Annotated in this window: 10 protein-coding genes; 1 reads left to right on the top strand and 9 read right to left on the bottom strand. The window is 57.1% G+C overall.

The genetic code is table 11. The annotated features are described in order from the left end of the window. Positions 1-618 precede the first annotated feature (618 nt). From C5Y96_RS00915 to polA, 7 genes are all read right to left on the bottom strand, one after another. On the bottom strand, positions 619-942 hold the full coding sequence (locus C5Y96_RS00915; RefSeq protein WP_105349670.1) for a calmodulin-binding protein: 324 nt from the start codon (positions 940-942) through the stop codon (positions 619-621). 175 nt (positions 943-1,117) lie between these two features. Then, on the bottom strand, positions 1,118-2,110 hold the full coding sequence (gene ftsY, locus C5Y96_RS00910) for a signal recognition particle-docking protein FtsY (RefSeq protein WP_105349669.1): 993 nt from the start codon (positions 2,108-2,110) through the stop codon (positions 1,118-1,120). 97 nt (positions 2,111-2,207) lie between these two features. Then, entirely contained in the window at positions 2,208-2,633 is a 426-nt protein-coding gene (gene nusB, locus C5Y96_RS00905) for a transcription antitermination factor NusB (protein WP_105349668.1), read from the bottom strand. A 106-nt stretch (positions 2,634-2,739) separates the two neighbouring features. Further along, on the bottom strand, positions 2,740-3,222 hold the full coding sequence (gene ribH, locus C5Y96_RS00900) for a 6,7-dimethyl-8-ribityllumazine synthase (protein ID WP_315850634.1): 483 nt from the start codon (positions 3,220-3,222) through the stop codon (positions 2,740-2,742). A 187-nt stretch (positions 3,223-3,409) separates the two neighbouring features. Beyond that, positions 3,410-4,669: a transcription termination factor Rho gene (gene rho / locus C5Y96_RS00895; RefSeq protein WP_199188603.1), complete on the bottom strand. Its 1,260-nt coding sequence runs from the start codon at positions 4,667-4,669 to the stop codon at positions 3,410-3,412. A gap of 752 nt (positions 4,670-5,421) precedes the next feature. After that, complete coding sequence (gene coaE / locus C5Y96_RS00890; protein WP_105349667.1) at positions 5,422-6,051, bottom strand: dephospho-CoA kinase; 630 nt, start codon at positions 6,049-6,051, stop codon at positions 5,422-5,424. Between the two features lie 105 nt (positions 6,052-6,156). Further along, entirely contained in the window at positions 6,157-9,012 is a 2,856-nt protein-coding gene (gene polA, locus C5Y96_RS00885) for a DNA polymerase I (RefSeq protein ID WP_233198687.1), read from the bottom strand. Positions 9,013-9,510: 498 nt separating this feature from the next. Between polA and C5Y96_RS00880 the strand changes: the two genes are divergently transcribed. Next, positions 9,511-10,911 carry a hypothetical protein gene (locus C5Y96_RS00880; protein WP_105349666.1) on the top strand — a complete coding sequence of 467 codons (1,401 nt, stop codon included), beginning with the start codon at positions 9,511-9,513 and terminating at the stop codon, positions 10,909-10,911. A gap of 391 nt (positions 10,912-11,302) precedes the next feature. Here C5Y96_RS00880 and C5Y96_RS00875 read toward each other — a convergent pair whose 3' ends face one another. Both C5Y96_RS00875 and C5Y96_RS00870 read right to left on the bottom strand, forming a co-directional pair. Beyond that, positions 11,303-11,779: a hypothetical protein gene (locus C5Y96_RS00875; RefSeq protein ID WP_105349665.1), complete on the bottom strand. Its 477-nt coding sequence runs from the start codon at positions 11,777-11,779 to the stop codon at positions 11,303-11,305. Positions 11,780-11,791: 12 nt separating this feature from the next. Continuing rightward, the gene (locus C5Y96_RS00870; RefSeq protein ID WP_158261023.1) at positions 11,792-13,408 is read right to left on the bottom strand and encodes a HEAT repeat domain-containing protein; all 1,617 of its coding nucleotides are present in this window, start codon (positions 13,406-13,408) and stop codon (positions 11,792-11,794) included. Between the last annotated feature and the right edge of the window lie 222 nt (positions 13,409-13,630).

Genomic DNA, 13,630 nt, shown 5'->3' with positions numbered 1-13,630 from the left:
AAGCGGAGATCGCCGCGCTGCAGAAAGCGCAAGAGACGAAAGAGCGAACGCCGCCACCCCTTGATTCCCTCGACCAAGAGATGCACGAGGCCATCCAACAACGACCGAGTATCCCTCGCTTCCGCGTCGATGCGCACGGTAACTTTACGCGGCGCGAGGAATCGTTCAACAACCTGCGGCCGAAAACGATCGATGTCGATGCGATTCTTACCAGATCACTACCCACGCTAGAGTCGCCACCCAACAAGAAAACCTCTCACCCTAACCCTCTCCCTGCAGGGGCGAGGGGGCCGGATCGCGGGGGCTCGGCTGACTGCCGGCGGGTATCAAGGTCCGAGCAACACCAGATACCCCAACCCTCACCGCACCCAACACCACCCCGGGGGCCACGCCCAAGTCTGCTTGGGCGTGCTAAGCAGCGGCAAGCAGTACCACCGCCAGATCCTGCGGCGTCGTCTATTGGGCGTGCTGGGTTCGGATGCGCGCAAACAAAAAGACGAGAGCCTGTGCGGGCAAGCTCTCGCCTTTTCCATGATTTTGATTTGAGGTGCTGCGTCCAGGAAGACCTTTACGATCCTCGGACTGAAAACGAAACACTTCCAACTTCAAACGGTCGCTTTAGAACACATCCAACAGGAAGTGATGCCCCGAGTGGTACAAGCGACCGTTGGGGTAGTGGTTCTGCCACTGCTCGTTGTAGACCGGAATTCGCATTTCGGTTGGGTAGCGGTAGTACAGGCTCTCGCGGCTGCGGTAGTACTCGGCACCCTGGAAGTTTTGGGGATAGTAGACGTAGGGATAGTGATAGAAACGTTCCCAGTCGTAGCTACCGTAGGTCCCGCCCCATACGCGGCTGAAAGCCTGGTCACCAGCTTCGGCGCTGGAGAAAGTAACCGACATTGAAGCGGCAATGATCAGACCAAGTACGATGCGTCGAAACATCGATGATCCCCCTAATACTCAGTTGTGGTTCACTGGAAGTCGTGGCCAATCACCCACACTCCCCACGGACACGGAGACATGCCGCACCATAAGCATCGGCGAGTCCCCAGGCAGGAATTAAGCGAAAATCCCGCAGAACCGGCACCACAGTCAAATTAGGGACAGCGCTACGATGCTAGCTCGTAGCGAACAGAGCGTTGCAGAATGCTTCGGGATCGAAGCGGGTCAGGTCTTCCGGCTTTTCCCCCACGCCGATGAACTTCACCGGCAGTTGGAATTCCTTGCGGATCGGCACCACGACGCCCCCCTTGGCGGTTCCGTCGAGCTTGGTCAGCACGATGCCGGTACACTGCGCCGCGTCCGAGAAGCCTTTGGCCTGGCTGATGCCGTTTTGACCGGCGGTGGCATCCAGCACGAGCAGTACTTCGTGCGGAGCATCTTCGATCTTCTTGCCGATCACGCGTCGCATTTTGTCGAGTTGGGTCATCAGGTTCTTCTGCGTTTGCAGACGACCTGCCGTATCGATGATGACGACGTCGGCATTCAGCTTCAGCCCTTCGTCGACCGCGCGAAACGCGACGCTGGCCGGATCGCTGCCAGCTTCGCCGCGGATGATCGTTGCGCCGAGCCGTTCGGCCCAGATCGAAAGCTGTTCGGAAGCCGCCGCCCGAAACGTATCGCCAGCCCCCAACACCACGGAGTTCCCTTGATCGATAAACCACCGCGTCAGCTTGGCAATCGAAGTCGTTTTGCCAGCCCCATTCACACCCACGACCAGGATGACCGTCGGACCTTGAGCCGCCATTTTGATGGGCTCTTTGTCCTGCTGCATCAGGCCTGCCAGTTCGTCCTGAATGTTCTTCAGGATGTCTTCGGTATGGACAACACGGCCGCGGAAGTCGCGGGCAATGCGGTCTTTGATTTGGTTGGCTGGTCCGGCCCCCATATCGGTGCGAATGAGAATCGCGAAGATCTCGTCGAGCAACTCTTCGTCGACCAGGCGGCCTTCCGCCTTGAAGAGGTCGCGGATGTCGGTGTTAAGCAGGCGGCGCGTCTTCTCAAGACCTTGCCCCAACCGGCCAAAGAAGCCCGCTTCCTTTTCCGAAGTGGCTTCCGCTGAGCTCGTTTCCGCGTCTTCTTTCTTCTTACCGAATCCGAATATGCCCATCGCTACGAATCAATCCTCTTCCCCTGGGTGGGGCGTAAGTAACCATTGGTCCAACGCCAATGTAGCCGAATCTCGGCTGATTGTCTGCCACCGCCAGCTAGGCAGGATCGGCACCTTCGGCTTGGATGCTTTTCAGAATCCGGTCCAGCAGACCGTTGACGAACTGGGGACTGTGTTTGCCACCGAAGCGTTTGGCCAGTTCAACCGCTTCGTTGATGGCCACGCGGGCCGGCGTGTCGGAATAGATGATCTCGAACGCACCCAGCCGCAACAAGTTACGATCGGTCGCGGCCATGCGGCGGAGGCTCCAGTTGTCGGCGAAGCGTTCCAACTGCATGTCGATCTTCTTGCGGTGTTCGCGAGTACCGATCAGCAGGTAACGGCCGAACTGAATCAGGTTCTCGTCATGCTTCAAACGCGCACGCAGGAACTCATCGGCCAGACGCGGATCCGCATCGGGATTGAGATCCTCTTGATAGAGGATTTGGAGAACAACTTCACGAGCTCGACTACGTCTTGCCATGGGAATCTAGAGAATGCCTTCGTCTCGAATACGTCTTGCCGGCACACGATGCGACTTGTTGGGGTTCGCCGGCCAGATTGGTTGAATTATAGCGAGCGTGGCCAGTTCATGGTTTCGACTGCGGCAGATTTCGCAGAAGTCCCATCATTTCCAGGGCAGCTTCCGCGGCTTCGACTCCCTTATTGCCCACGGCTCCCCCAGATCGGCTGATGGCCTGTTCGACGGTATTGCAAGTCAGCACGCCAAACGCAACCGGGATTTGGCACTGCATCGCCAGGTTGCCCAGTGTCTGGCTGACCTGGGTGTTGATGTGGACGTCGTGCGTCGTTTCGCCGCGGATCACACATCCCAGGCAAATGACAGCGGCATACTTCCCACTTTTGGCCATCACGGAGGCAGCAAGCGGAATTTCCCAGGCACCCGGCACCTTGGCCACGTCGATGTCAGCCTGGGCGAACCCGCGGCTTTCCAACGTTTGCAGCGAACCGGTCAGCAGCTTGTCGGTAATCGAGGTGTTGTAAGTCGAAACGACAATCGCCACGCGATCGCCCGTCGGACGGTAATCGGTTCCGGAGAAGATGTTAGGCACGGTAATCTCAATTCGGGAATTGCACGGAGGTGAGAGAGACCAAACTCGGGTCCCCTCGCCCCTTGGGGGAGAGGGTTAGGGTGAGGGGCCAAAATGGTACCCGCTTCCCAACCCTCACCCTAGCCCTCTCCCTTGGGAAGGGAGAGGGGACAGGATTCGTTGGAACGCGGTCAGCGTGAAGTGTGCCTTACTGCACATTCATGCTCATCAGAAACTCGGCGTTGGTCTTGTTCTTGCTCATATGACCAAGCAGGAACTCCATCGCGTCGGGCGGGTTCATTTCGTTGAGTACGCGACGCAGGATGCACACGCGGCGGTATTCTTCGGGATCCATCAGCATCTCTTCGCGGCGGGTACCGCTGGCGTTGATGTCGATGGCCGGGTAAATGCGACGGTCGACCATACGGCGATCGAGCACGATTTCCTGGTTACCGGTTCCCTTGAACTCTTCGAAGATCACGTCGTCCATGCGGCTGCCGGTGTCGACCAGGGCTGTGGCGATAATCGTCAGCGAGCCCCCCTCTTCGACCTTACGGGCCGAGCCGAGGAAGCGTTTGGGGCGTTGCAAGGCGTTGGCATCCAGACCACCGGAAAGCAGCTTGCCCGAAGGGGGACATTCGCTATTCCAGGCCCGAGCCAATCGCGTGATCGAGTCGAGGAAGATGACCACGTCGGTCCCGAACTCGACCATACGCTTGGCTTTTTCGATGACCATTTCGGCCACTTGCACGTGACGCGACGGCGGTTCGTCGAAGGTCGAACTGATCACTTCGCAGTTGGGTCCTTTGACCTGCCGCTCCATGTCGGTTACTTCCTCGGGACGTTCGTCGATCAGCAGCATAATGCAGTAGGCGTCGGGGTAGTTCGTGAGAACGGCCTTGGCCATGTTCTGCATCATGATCGTCTTACCGGCCCGCGGTGGGCTGACGATCAGGCCACGCTGACCGAAACCGATCGGCACGATCAGGTCTATAATGCGTCCGCTGTATTCGTCTGGGGTCGTTTCCATGCGGATCCGATCGTCCGGATGCAGTGGCGTCAGGTCGTCGAAAAAGACCTTCTGGGCCGCGACGTTCGGGTCCTGATAGTTAACTGCTTCCACACGCAACAGCGCGAAGTAGCGTTCGTTTTCCTTCGGTGGACGAATCTGCCCGGTGACGATGTTACCGGTCTTCAAACCAAATCGGCGGATCTGGCTGGGAGAGACGTAGATATCGTCCGGGCACGACAGATAGTGGTAGTCGGGGCTACGCAAGAAGCCAAAGCCATCGGGCAGGATTTCCAGCGTACCTTCGCCGTACATCAAGCCCGACATCTTCACGCGTTCCTTCAGGATGCGGAAGATCAGGTCCTGGCGGCGCGAGCCGGAAACGTCTTCGAGGTTCTCCTTGCGGGCCTCTTCAATCAGTTCCTGCATCGACATCTTCTGCAGTTCGGCGATGTGCACTTCACTGTGCTTAAGCTGCTCGAACTGCTCGTCGTCTTCCCCTTGATCGCCACGATGCTTGCCGCGAGCGATCTGCTCGGCCAGCGACATTGGCTCGGGACCATCGTCGTAATTGTTATGGTTGTTGTTGCGTCGGTTCGATCCGCGCGACGAGCGATGACCGTCCGAGGCGTGGTTCGAGGAAGAATCTGAGGGTTGGGGCGCGTTGGGCATGGGATAATTGGCTTGATCCGAAGCCGCCTCGTTGGTTTCCGGCAAAATACCGGCACCAAAAGCGTTGGCGTCCTTCGAGACCCGGGACGTTAACTTGTTATTCGAATTCGAATTGTTGTTTGTATTTCGGTTTGTTGTCGTGTTTCTGTGTGCCATAGGAGAATGTTCTCCAAGAGGAGTTTCCTGGCCAGAGTTGTCTAAAGGAATGTCCCTTAACCAACTGTTCAGACCGGCTACCTAGCGAAGCGGTTCTTTAAAAAATCGGCATGCAGGGCGTCTTCGGTGGACGCAGGCTGTTCCAGGATGAGGAGGAGGCTCTTTCGTTGTAGCAAAACGCTCGAAGATTCGCGAGGCGATATTCGCAGGAATCCGAGTCTTCGTAAATGGTTGTAAATTAAAGGGGTAACGATAATTCAGGCTGCTATCGACGCAGGTAATTTCTTGACCCCCACCTTTGCTGTAATGTGGGTTTCATCGCCACTAAATTCCCGAAGCCTATTCGCAGACGATTATTGCGAAAAGGAAAATCTTTGGGGAAGTTACCACGGATTCCCGCGAGGCCCTGGCGGGGGAGCAATACGCCGATCCCAAAAGGTTCGGATCGCTGCTTGTAGCTGGGATAAGTCGTTGTTGTTGGGGATCTCGATATCAGCGAGTTGTCGTTTGACTTCTAATTCTTCCTGCGCAGCCTCACGAATGTCAAACTCATTTTCCGTCCAATTTCGCGCAAGGGCCCTTTCCAGACGCTTCTCGCGCGACGCATCCACATACAAAACATAGTCACAATGACCGATCCAGCCGGCCTTGATCATGACCGGGGCATCTACCACAAATGCCGGTGCCCCAGCGACTTCCGCTTCCTTCCGGGCCGCTTCCAACTGCTGGCCGATCCGCGGATGCGAGATTTTTTCGAGGTCGGCCAGGGCCTGGCGATGCTCGTCGGAATCGCCGAAAACAAGTGCTGCCAGCTTCGGTCTTAATACGTTCCCTTGATCGTCAAATACGGCAGTAGAAAACCTCGCTCGGATTTCCTCTTTCACTTGTGGCATTTCCAGCACGCGATGGCCGGCTTTGTCGGCATCGAAGACGACGGCTCCTAAATCGCGCAAGAACGCCGTCGCGGCACTTTTGCCAGAGGCGATACCACCCAGGATTCCGATCGTTTTCATGATGCCACTTGCCAACAAGTTTTCTGTAAGAAAGGGACAAAATCGAGCGAATGCCCCTTCGATTTTTTCGTTGGCCGAAGCCTGAGATTGGTGGACACTTGTCCGTTAGCCATCCAATTCGACCGGTTCGCACTCGGCCCAGTTGTGCCCCGACTCGACATCCACCACCAGCGGAACGTCCAACTCTATGGCCCCCGTCATTTCCGGCAGCATCAACTGCACCAAAGATGGCACTTCTTCCAGGGGTGCTTCAAAAACCAGTTCGTCGTGGATCTGCAGCAGCAGTTTCGACTGCAAATCGGCAGCGGCCAGCTTCTTGTGCACGCGAATCATGGCCAGCTTAATGATATCGGCGGCCGAACCTTGGATGACCGTATTCACGGCGGTTCGTTCCGGCATCAACAACTGCCGAGCCATTCGGTCACGCTTCTGCGGGCTGCGGACGCCGTCGATCTTGCGACGACGACCCAGAATCGTTTTCACATATCCATCCTTGTAGCACTGCTGCAAGGTGTTTTCCATGAAGTCGTCGACGCCGGGGTATTTGCGGAAGTAGGCATCGATGAAACCGAACGCTTCGTCCTTCTCGATATCCAGGCTCTTGGCCAGGCCGAACGCGCTTTGTCCGTAGACGATACCGAAGTTGATCGCCTTGGCGCTGCGGCGTTCGTTGGAGGTCACTTCATCCAGCGGAATGCCGTACACCTCGGAAGCGACCTTGGCGTGGATGTCTTGATTGTTCTGATACGCCTCGCGCAGGGCGGCATCCCTTGAGTAATGCGCCAGCACACGGAGTTCGATCTGCGAATAGTCGGCACAGACCAGCACCCAGCCATCGCAACTGGCCTGGAACGCCGAACGGATTTCCTTCCCTTCCTTGGTGCGGATAGGAATGTTCTGCAGGTTCGGTTCGTTCGAGCTCAAGCGACCTGTCGCCGCGACCACCTGGTTGAACGACGTGTGCACCAGATTCGTCTTCGGACAAATCATGTTCGGCAGCGCGTCGATGTAAGTGTTCTTCAGCTTGGCGTACTGCCGGAAGTCGATGATGCGCTGTGGCAGCGGGTCTTGCTTGGCCAATTGCTCGAGCACTTCAGCATCGGTCGAAGCACCGGTCTTCGTCTTCTTGATGACCGGCAGCTTGCGTTTCTCGAAGAGGATCTCGGCCAACTGCTTGGGAGAAGCAATATTGAATGGCTGCTCGGCGATCTCGTAGATCTCTTTCTCAAGCGCATAAAGACGCTGGCCATATTCGTCGCTCAAGTTCTTCAGCCGCTCGGTGTCGATGCGGATGCCGTTGAACTCCATCTCGACCAGCACATCGACCAGCGGAACTTCGACGTCGTCGAACAGATCGGTCAGCCCTTCTTCTTCCAGACGCTCGCCCAGAATTTCGTACAGCCGCAGCGGAATGTCGGCATCTTCGCAGGCATAGTACGAGACCTTTTCGAGCGGCACCTCGCTCATCAAAATCTGCTTCTTGCCGGTCCCGATCAACTCGGTGATCTTCACCGTTTCGTGCTGCAAATAGCGGCGGGACAGTTCGTCGAGGCCGTGCGAGCGGGCCCCGGCTTCCAGCAGGTAATGGGCGATCATCGTATCGAAGTCGACGCCAGCCAGTTCGACCCCCACGCCGCGGAAGACGATCTCGTCGTACTTCAGGTTCTGACCGAGCTTCTTGATGTTGGCATCTTCCAGCACCGGCCGCAGCAGTTCGATCACTTCAGCCAGCGGCAGGCTCGGATCTTCCTCAGGCGTTTGAATCGGAATATACCGCGCGGTGCCAGGTTTCCAGCACACCGAGATACCCACCAGGTCGGCCCAGCGAGGGCTGGTATGGGTGGTTTCAGTATCGATCGAGATGCGTTTCTGTTGGCGGAGAACTTCGACCAGTTCTTTCAGCTGCTCGATCGTGGTGATCGGCTGATAGTCGAGTGCCGATGCCTCGAGTGCGCTCGTTTCCGTTTGACCCGATTCGCTGGTGGCTAACGACTGAAGCTGTTTGGCCAGCGAGCGGAATCCCCATTCGTCGCACAGTTCTTCGCAGGCCTGACCATTGACCGGTGTTACAACGTACTTGTCCCATTCCCAGGTAAGCGGGACATCGTCGCGCAGACGGACCAGTTCTTTACTGATCATCGCCAACTCGCGGCCGTTGGTGATGTTCTCCTTGCGTTTCTTGCCTGAGATCTTATCGACGTTGTCGAGCACCGCTTCCAAGGTGCCGAACTCGTTGAGCAGATCTTTGGCGATCTTCGGACCAATGAGAGGAATGCCGGGGACATTGTCGACCGAGTCGCCGACCATCGCCTGGAAGTCGACGACTTGCTCGGGACGTACGCCCCAATCTTCCAGCAGGGACTCGGCCGTGTAGAAGGCATCCTTCCGCACGTTGAACAGACGTACGTTGTCGGTGATCAGCTGGCGGCAATCTTTGTCGGTGGTGACCAGCGTGGCGCGGCCCCCCTTCTCTTGGACGACCTTGGCGGCGGCGGCCAGGACGTCGTCGGCTTCGTAACCTTCGTAGGCCAGCACCGGAATGGTCATTGCTTCCAGCAGCCGTCGAATGCCGGCGATCTGCGAAGGAAGCTCGTCCGGCATTTCATCGCGATTGGCTTTGTACTGGTCGTACAGATCGTTGCGGAAGGTCGGCCCCGAGAGGTCGAACGCACAGATCAAATAGTCAGGCTTCTTCTTTTCCAGCAGAAAGACCATATCCCGCGCGAAGCCATAAATGGCTGCCACCGGTTGGCCAGCCGGACCGGTCATGGGTGGGATCGCGTGGAAGACCTGAAAGATCAACGAATGGGAGTCGACGATCCAGACCTCTTTCCCTTGCAGGTCGTTGGGATCGCCTGAGACCGGCGGGGCGGCCTGGGGCTGGGGATTTTTTTCCGAAATTTCCTGCGTGTCGCTCGTGTCGAAACTTAGCGACGTTTGCCGCGTGCGATTATTCATCATGCCAACTGCGTTAGGGGGAAGCCGTGAGCGGCTATGAACCGCGATCCTGCACGTAGATTATTGTGCAGCAACGAGTTACGAACAAGAAGCCACCCCCAAACACCCATTTTCTAAGGTTTTCGTAGATTCATCACCACCGCCTAAAGGAACGTTGCCTAAAAACAGCATGTTGCCGCAAGTCAACATTTCCATAAATCCTTTGTCATACAACGACTTACGACAATTCCATTTTATTGACTTCTGCCCAGGTCGCGTGTACACTTACGGTGCTGGCAAAGCTTTGACCAGCCAACCACTCATCCCAATCGCTAATCCATCCCTCGGTTCACATATCCTTAACACGAGACCCAGGCGGGGCTTTCGTCGTCGGTTGTTGTTGTGATTCCTACCAACGGCTGGATTGGCATTTGCCCTCGCTTTGACTAATTTAGGCAAACTAGGGAGACTGTAGTTCCGCAACCTGTCTCCTTTACTTGTCCCCTCAGGAGAGTTTCGCTCATGGCAGCCCGCGACAATCAAGGTCTTCAAATCGCCGTGATCCTTATGGTCATGATGGTGGTCGGTTTGGGTATCACGACCGGCGTGTTCTATAACGCAAATCTGAAAGCCCAGACGGACGCCAAGGATGCTAACACCCGCGCTCAGTCTGAGTCGTCCAAGTCGCGCGAATACCTGCTGGAACGCAACCGTCTGAAGGTCATGATCGGTCACACCGATGAAACGACCATGGAAGAGATTGAGACACAGTTTGCCAACGACGTGGCCTCGTTCGTCGCCGACGAAAACGGGACCCCGGCCGACGTTCAGGCGGTGAACTACCGCAAGATCCCGGTCGAACTGCGTAACAAGTACGCCACGCTCGAACAACAGCTCGCCACGCGAACCGCTGAAGTCAACACACTGACGGCCGAACGCGATTCGATTCGCGCCACGACGACCGCTGCGATTGATAAAGCGAAAGCTGAAAAGGACGCGGCCGAAGCCAAGCTCCAGAAGCTGACCGCCGACTACCAGGCCGAACGCCAGTCGCTGCAAGACGATCAGAAGAAGGTGCTCGCTTCCAAGCAAGGAATCGAAGGACAGGTCGCCCAGGTGACCGCGAAGTTCGCCGCGGATAAGAAGGTCATGGAAAAACAGATCAAAGACTTGGAAATCCTGGTCGCTGGTCTGAACAAAGTGAAGCAGGACCTGGAACCGCAGATCACCGACCGTCCCGATGGCAAGATCGTTTGGTCGAACCAGCGTGAACAAACCGTGTGGATCAACCTCGGTTCGCAAGATCTGCTCCGTCCGCAGATGACCTTCAGCGTTTTCCCGGTTGGTCAGGAAAACCTGGCCGGTGCCAAGTCGAAGGGTTCGATCGAAGTCACCAAGATTCACGACGGTCACCAGGCCGAAGCACGTATCACCAGCTTTGACGTTTCCAACCCGATCATGCCGGGCGACACCATCTTCACCGCAACCTGGACTCCAGGACATCCAGAGAAGTTCGCCATCGTCGGTTACATCGACATCGACGGCGACGACAAAGACGACACCGATGACCTGCGTCAGATCATCGAAACCTCCGGTGGCGTGGTTGCTGCTTATGTTGACGACACCGGTAGCATCAAGGGTGCTATTACTCCGGACATTCGCTACCTGATTCTCGGTAAGCGTCCGACGGATAAGACCTCCGAAGGTAGCCTGACTTCTTACTCGCAAATGAGCGAAGCTGCCCGCGGTAACGGTATCCAGGCCATCCGTGTCGACCAGTTCCTGGACTGGGCCGGCTACGTCGGAGCGGAAGAACTGGTCCGCCTGAACGCCGCCTCGAAGCTGGAAGAGTTGGAAGCTGCCGCCGAAAAAGAAAAGGCCGGTTTCCAGAAGCGACGCCCCGCCGGCAACAGCGCTTTCTAACGAGTTGCCTACTAAGATTGGGCCCAAGCCAACGAATAAAAGCCGAGATTGATCTCTCGGCTTTTTTCATGCGCGAATATAACGGCCCCCATGCCAGAGATCCGGGTACCACGCCCAAGTCTGCTTGGGCGTGTGACGAGGGGACAGGATTTAAGGGGGCATGTTATGCCTAGTCGTAGGGTGGCTACGGCTTCTTAGACGATAGCCACCTGGGAAGCGGGCTCCCATTCGCCAAGAAAGATGGCTATCCGCCGAAGACGTCGGTAGCCATCCTACGAAGGCTTCGGCCTGGGCACGATGTCCATCCATTCAACCGGATACCACGCCCAAGTCCGCTTGGGCGTGTGACGGGGGAACATGATATGGAGGGCGGCGGCGGACGAGAGATTGACTAGCCGATCGAGGCTTCCTGGTGGACGCTGTTGTCGGCGGCGATGGCTTGTTTCCAAAGATGGTAGCCGAAGAACTCTTCGCCGAGCTTGGCCAGTTGGCTGTGCAGGTCGTGAAACTTTTCCAGTTTCATGGCCGAAACGAGCAGGCTCGGATCGCAGAACATGCTGGCCGGATGCGTTAGTTGCAACTCGCGGCCAATCTTCTTGAGTAGCGATGCGTCTTTACTGCTGAGTTCGTGCTTCTTGCATAGCTCGCCGAACAACCGCTGAGGGTTGTCGACGTTCCAGGCGGCTTCACTTTCCTGCCAACGCGAGAGGGTCCAAACCAGCGAAGCGATCACCAGAACTACCAATGCCAGAATGATAAAGTGTGGAAGATTGAAGTGGGCATTCTCGGCGCGGAAGTGCTCGCCCATCGCAGAGAAGCCTGCCGGAGGCTGATCGGCCAGAATCACGAATTGCCACAGGAATGCCATCGTTCTTCGCTCCTAGGTCGCAACCTCTTCGCTGGCGATCGACGTATCGATCGACGGCACGGCCACTTTATTCCCATTGATGCGACGCAGACTGGCCTCGGCGTTCTCGCGAACGCGAACGTTGCGGTCGAGCATAGCTTGACGAAGTGCCGTCACCGATGCCGACGAAGGACATCGCCCCAGCAGCCGGGCCGCTTCGGCACGTAAGAAATGATCTTCGTGCTGCAAAGCTTTGATCAGGTCGGCTTCCATATCGAGGTGGTTATCCATCACCTCGATGATCTTCAGTGCCCGCAGACGCCGATAGCTGGCGTCGTCGACCATCTCGTTGGCCAACAGACGCTGCGTGTTCACGTCGATGCCGCGCACCAGGCGGCCGGTGTTCTTTTGAGCGTCAGGGCTCATCTTGTCGAACGCCGACAGGAAACGCGGGAAATTGAATTCGGCCAGCGAATTGCGAACAGTATCTTGCACGACCAGTTGCGGACTATCCAGGTGCTGCAGTAGCAGCTTGATCGCGCCGGGAATGCCGCGTGGTCGAAGTTGTCGCAAGGCTTCGGCCCGCACGCCGGCGTTCGGATCGCTGACGGCATCGAGGATCAGTTCGTTGGTCTGAGGATCGACGTAGCTGGCCAGTTCTTCCAAAGCAGCCAGGCGTCCACTGGAGTGCTGCGAACTGGCCATCAATAGCAGCAGTTCATACAGCCGGTCGGTGCCAATCGAAGTACACATGGCCATGTGCACGGCGGCGGCCTGCTGCAAGCCATTGAGCTTTTCGAGCACGTTACGGTGCTCTTCCGCCCAGGCCACCTTGGTCAGCTTGGACAGGTTGCGGCGGATGGTGTCGTTCATATTACCTTGCAGGCGTGCGGTCAGTTCCGACATGAACGCCGGATCGTGCCGCAGGCCGACAATGTTGAGCACCGGAACGCTCGGGTGCATATCGGTCAGCGAACTGAGCACCAGGTCGATGATTTCCGGACGCGAGCTATGCCGCAGGAAACGAATGATGGCCGTGTGCGCCGGGTGCTTGGTGTTGTTCCAGGCTTCGCGGAGCAGTTGATTTTCGCGAGTCACCAACACCAGGAACGATTCCAGGATGGCAACCGACTCGTGCTGCTGGTAGTGGCTGATGCAATCGCCGAGCGAATCGATCGCGCGGTTGCGAACGGCCTCGTGGCCGACCTTCTTATCGCCGGTGCGTAGATCCTTGCGGAGACTGGCCGCCAGGTGGACGAGCGTGTTTCCGGCAGAGTCTCGGTAGGAATGACCCGAATCGCGCACGATCAACGCGAGTGCGGGGATGAGTTCGTACTCGGGAACCTGGTTCAGAACTTCGAGCCCCAGGGCGAATTGTTCGTGGTCGCTCGATTGGATCAGCTCACGCACGGCGATCTCGAGCGAGATCCCGGACAACTCGATCCAAGTGCGTTGGACCGGGGTGAATTTTCGCCAACGCTGCACGAGTGCCCGCTGTGCGACGGCATGCCGCTGATGCAGAAGTGCCGAAAGAGCCCCTTCGCGGACCTCGGAATAGGGCGAGTCCAGCGCATTTACCAACACCGGAACAGCCGCATGGTTGTCCGTGTTGGCAAATAGCTGAAATGTCTTTTCGATTCCGGAGGGCACGCTACGATTCCCGCTGCATGTCTGACTGGTTCCGATCATCAACGATCGAAACTGGGGCGCTGAGAGCTTAGCTCTCTAGAGGAAATCTAGTTTTCCCCTCTGGTATGAGCCGTGAGAAACCGCATGAAATCGAATTCACCCCAAACGGCGGGCCATACAATCGCTACAGACGTCACCCCAGACAGCCTCTGTTGGGGGAGTCGACAGGGCAAAACGATAGCG

Origin of the sequence: Blastopirellula marina (assembly GCF_002967715.1) — a bacterium.
Lineage (GTDB): Bacteria > Planctomycetota > Planctomycetia > Pirellulales > Pirellulaceae > Bremerella > Bremerella marina_B.
This window is presented reverse-complemented; position numbering and strand designations above follow the sequence as displayed.

Coding starts and splice junctions, on each gene's coding strand:
- C5Y96_RS00915 (WP_105349670.1), bottom strand. CDS start 942: ATGTTTCGACGCATCGTACTTGGTCTGATCATTGCCGCTTCAATGTCG.
- nusB (WP_105349668.1), bottom strand. CDS start 2,633: ATGGCAAGACGTAGTCGAGCTCGTGAAGTTGTTCTCCAAATCCTCTAT.
- C5Y96_RS00875 (WP_105349665.1), bottom strand. CDS start 11,779: ATGGCATTCCTGTGGCAATTCGTGATTCTGGCCGATCAGCCTCCGGCA.
- polA (WP_233198687.1), bottom strand. CDS start 9,012: ATGATGAATAATCGCACGCGGCAAACGTCGCTAAGTTTCGACACGAGC.
- coaE (WP_105349667.1), bottom strand. CDS start 6,051: ATGAAAACGATCGGAATCCTGGGTGGTATCGCCTCTGGCAAAAGTGCC.
- C5Y96_RS00880 (WP_105349666.1), top strand. CDS start 9,511: ATGGCAGCCCGCGACAATCAAGGTCTTCAAATCGCCGTGATCCTTATG.
- ftsY (WP_105349669.1), bottom strand. CDS start 2,110: ATGGGCATATTCGGATTCGGTAAGAAGAAAGAAGACGCGGAAACGAGC.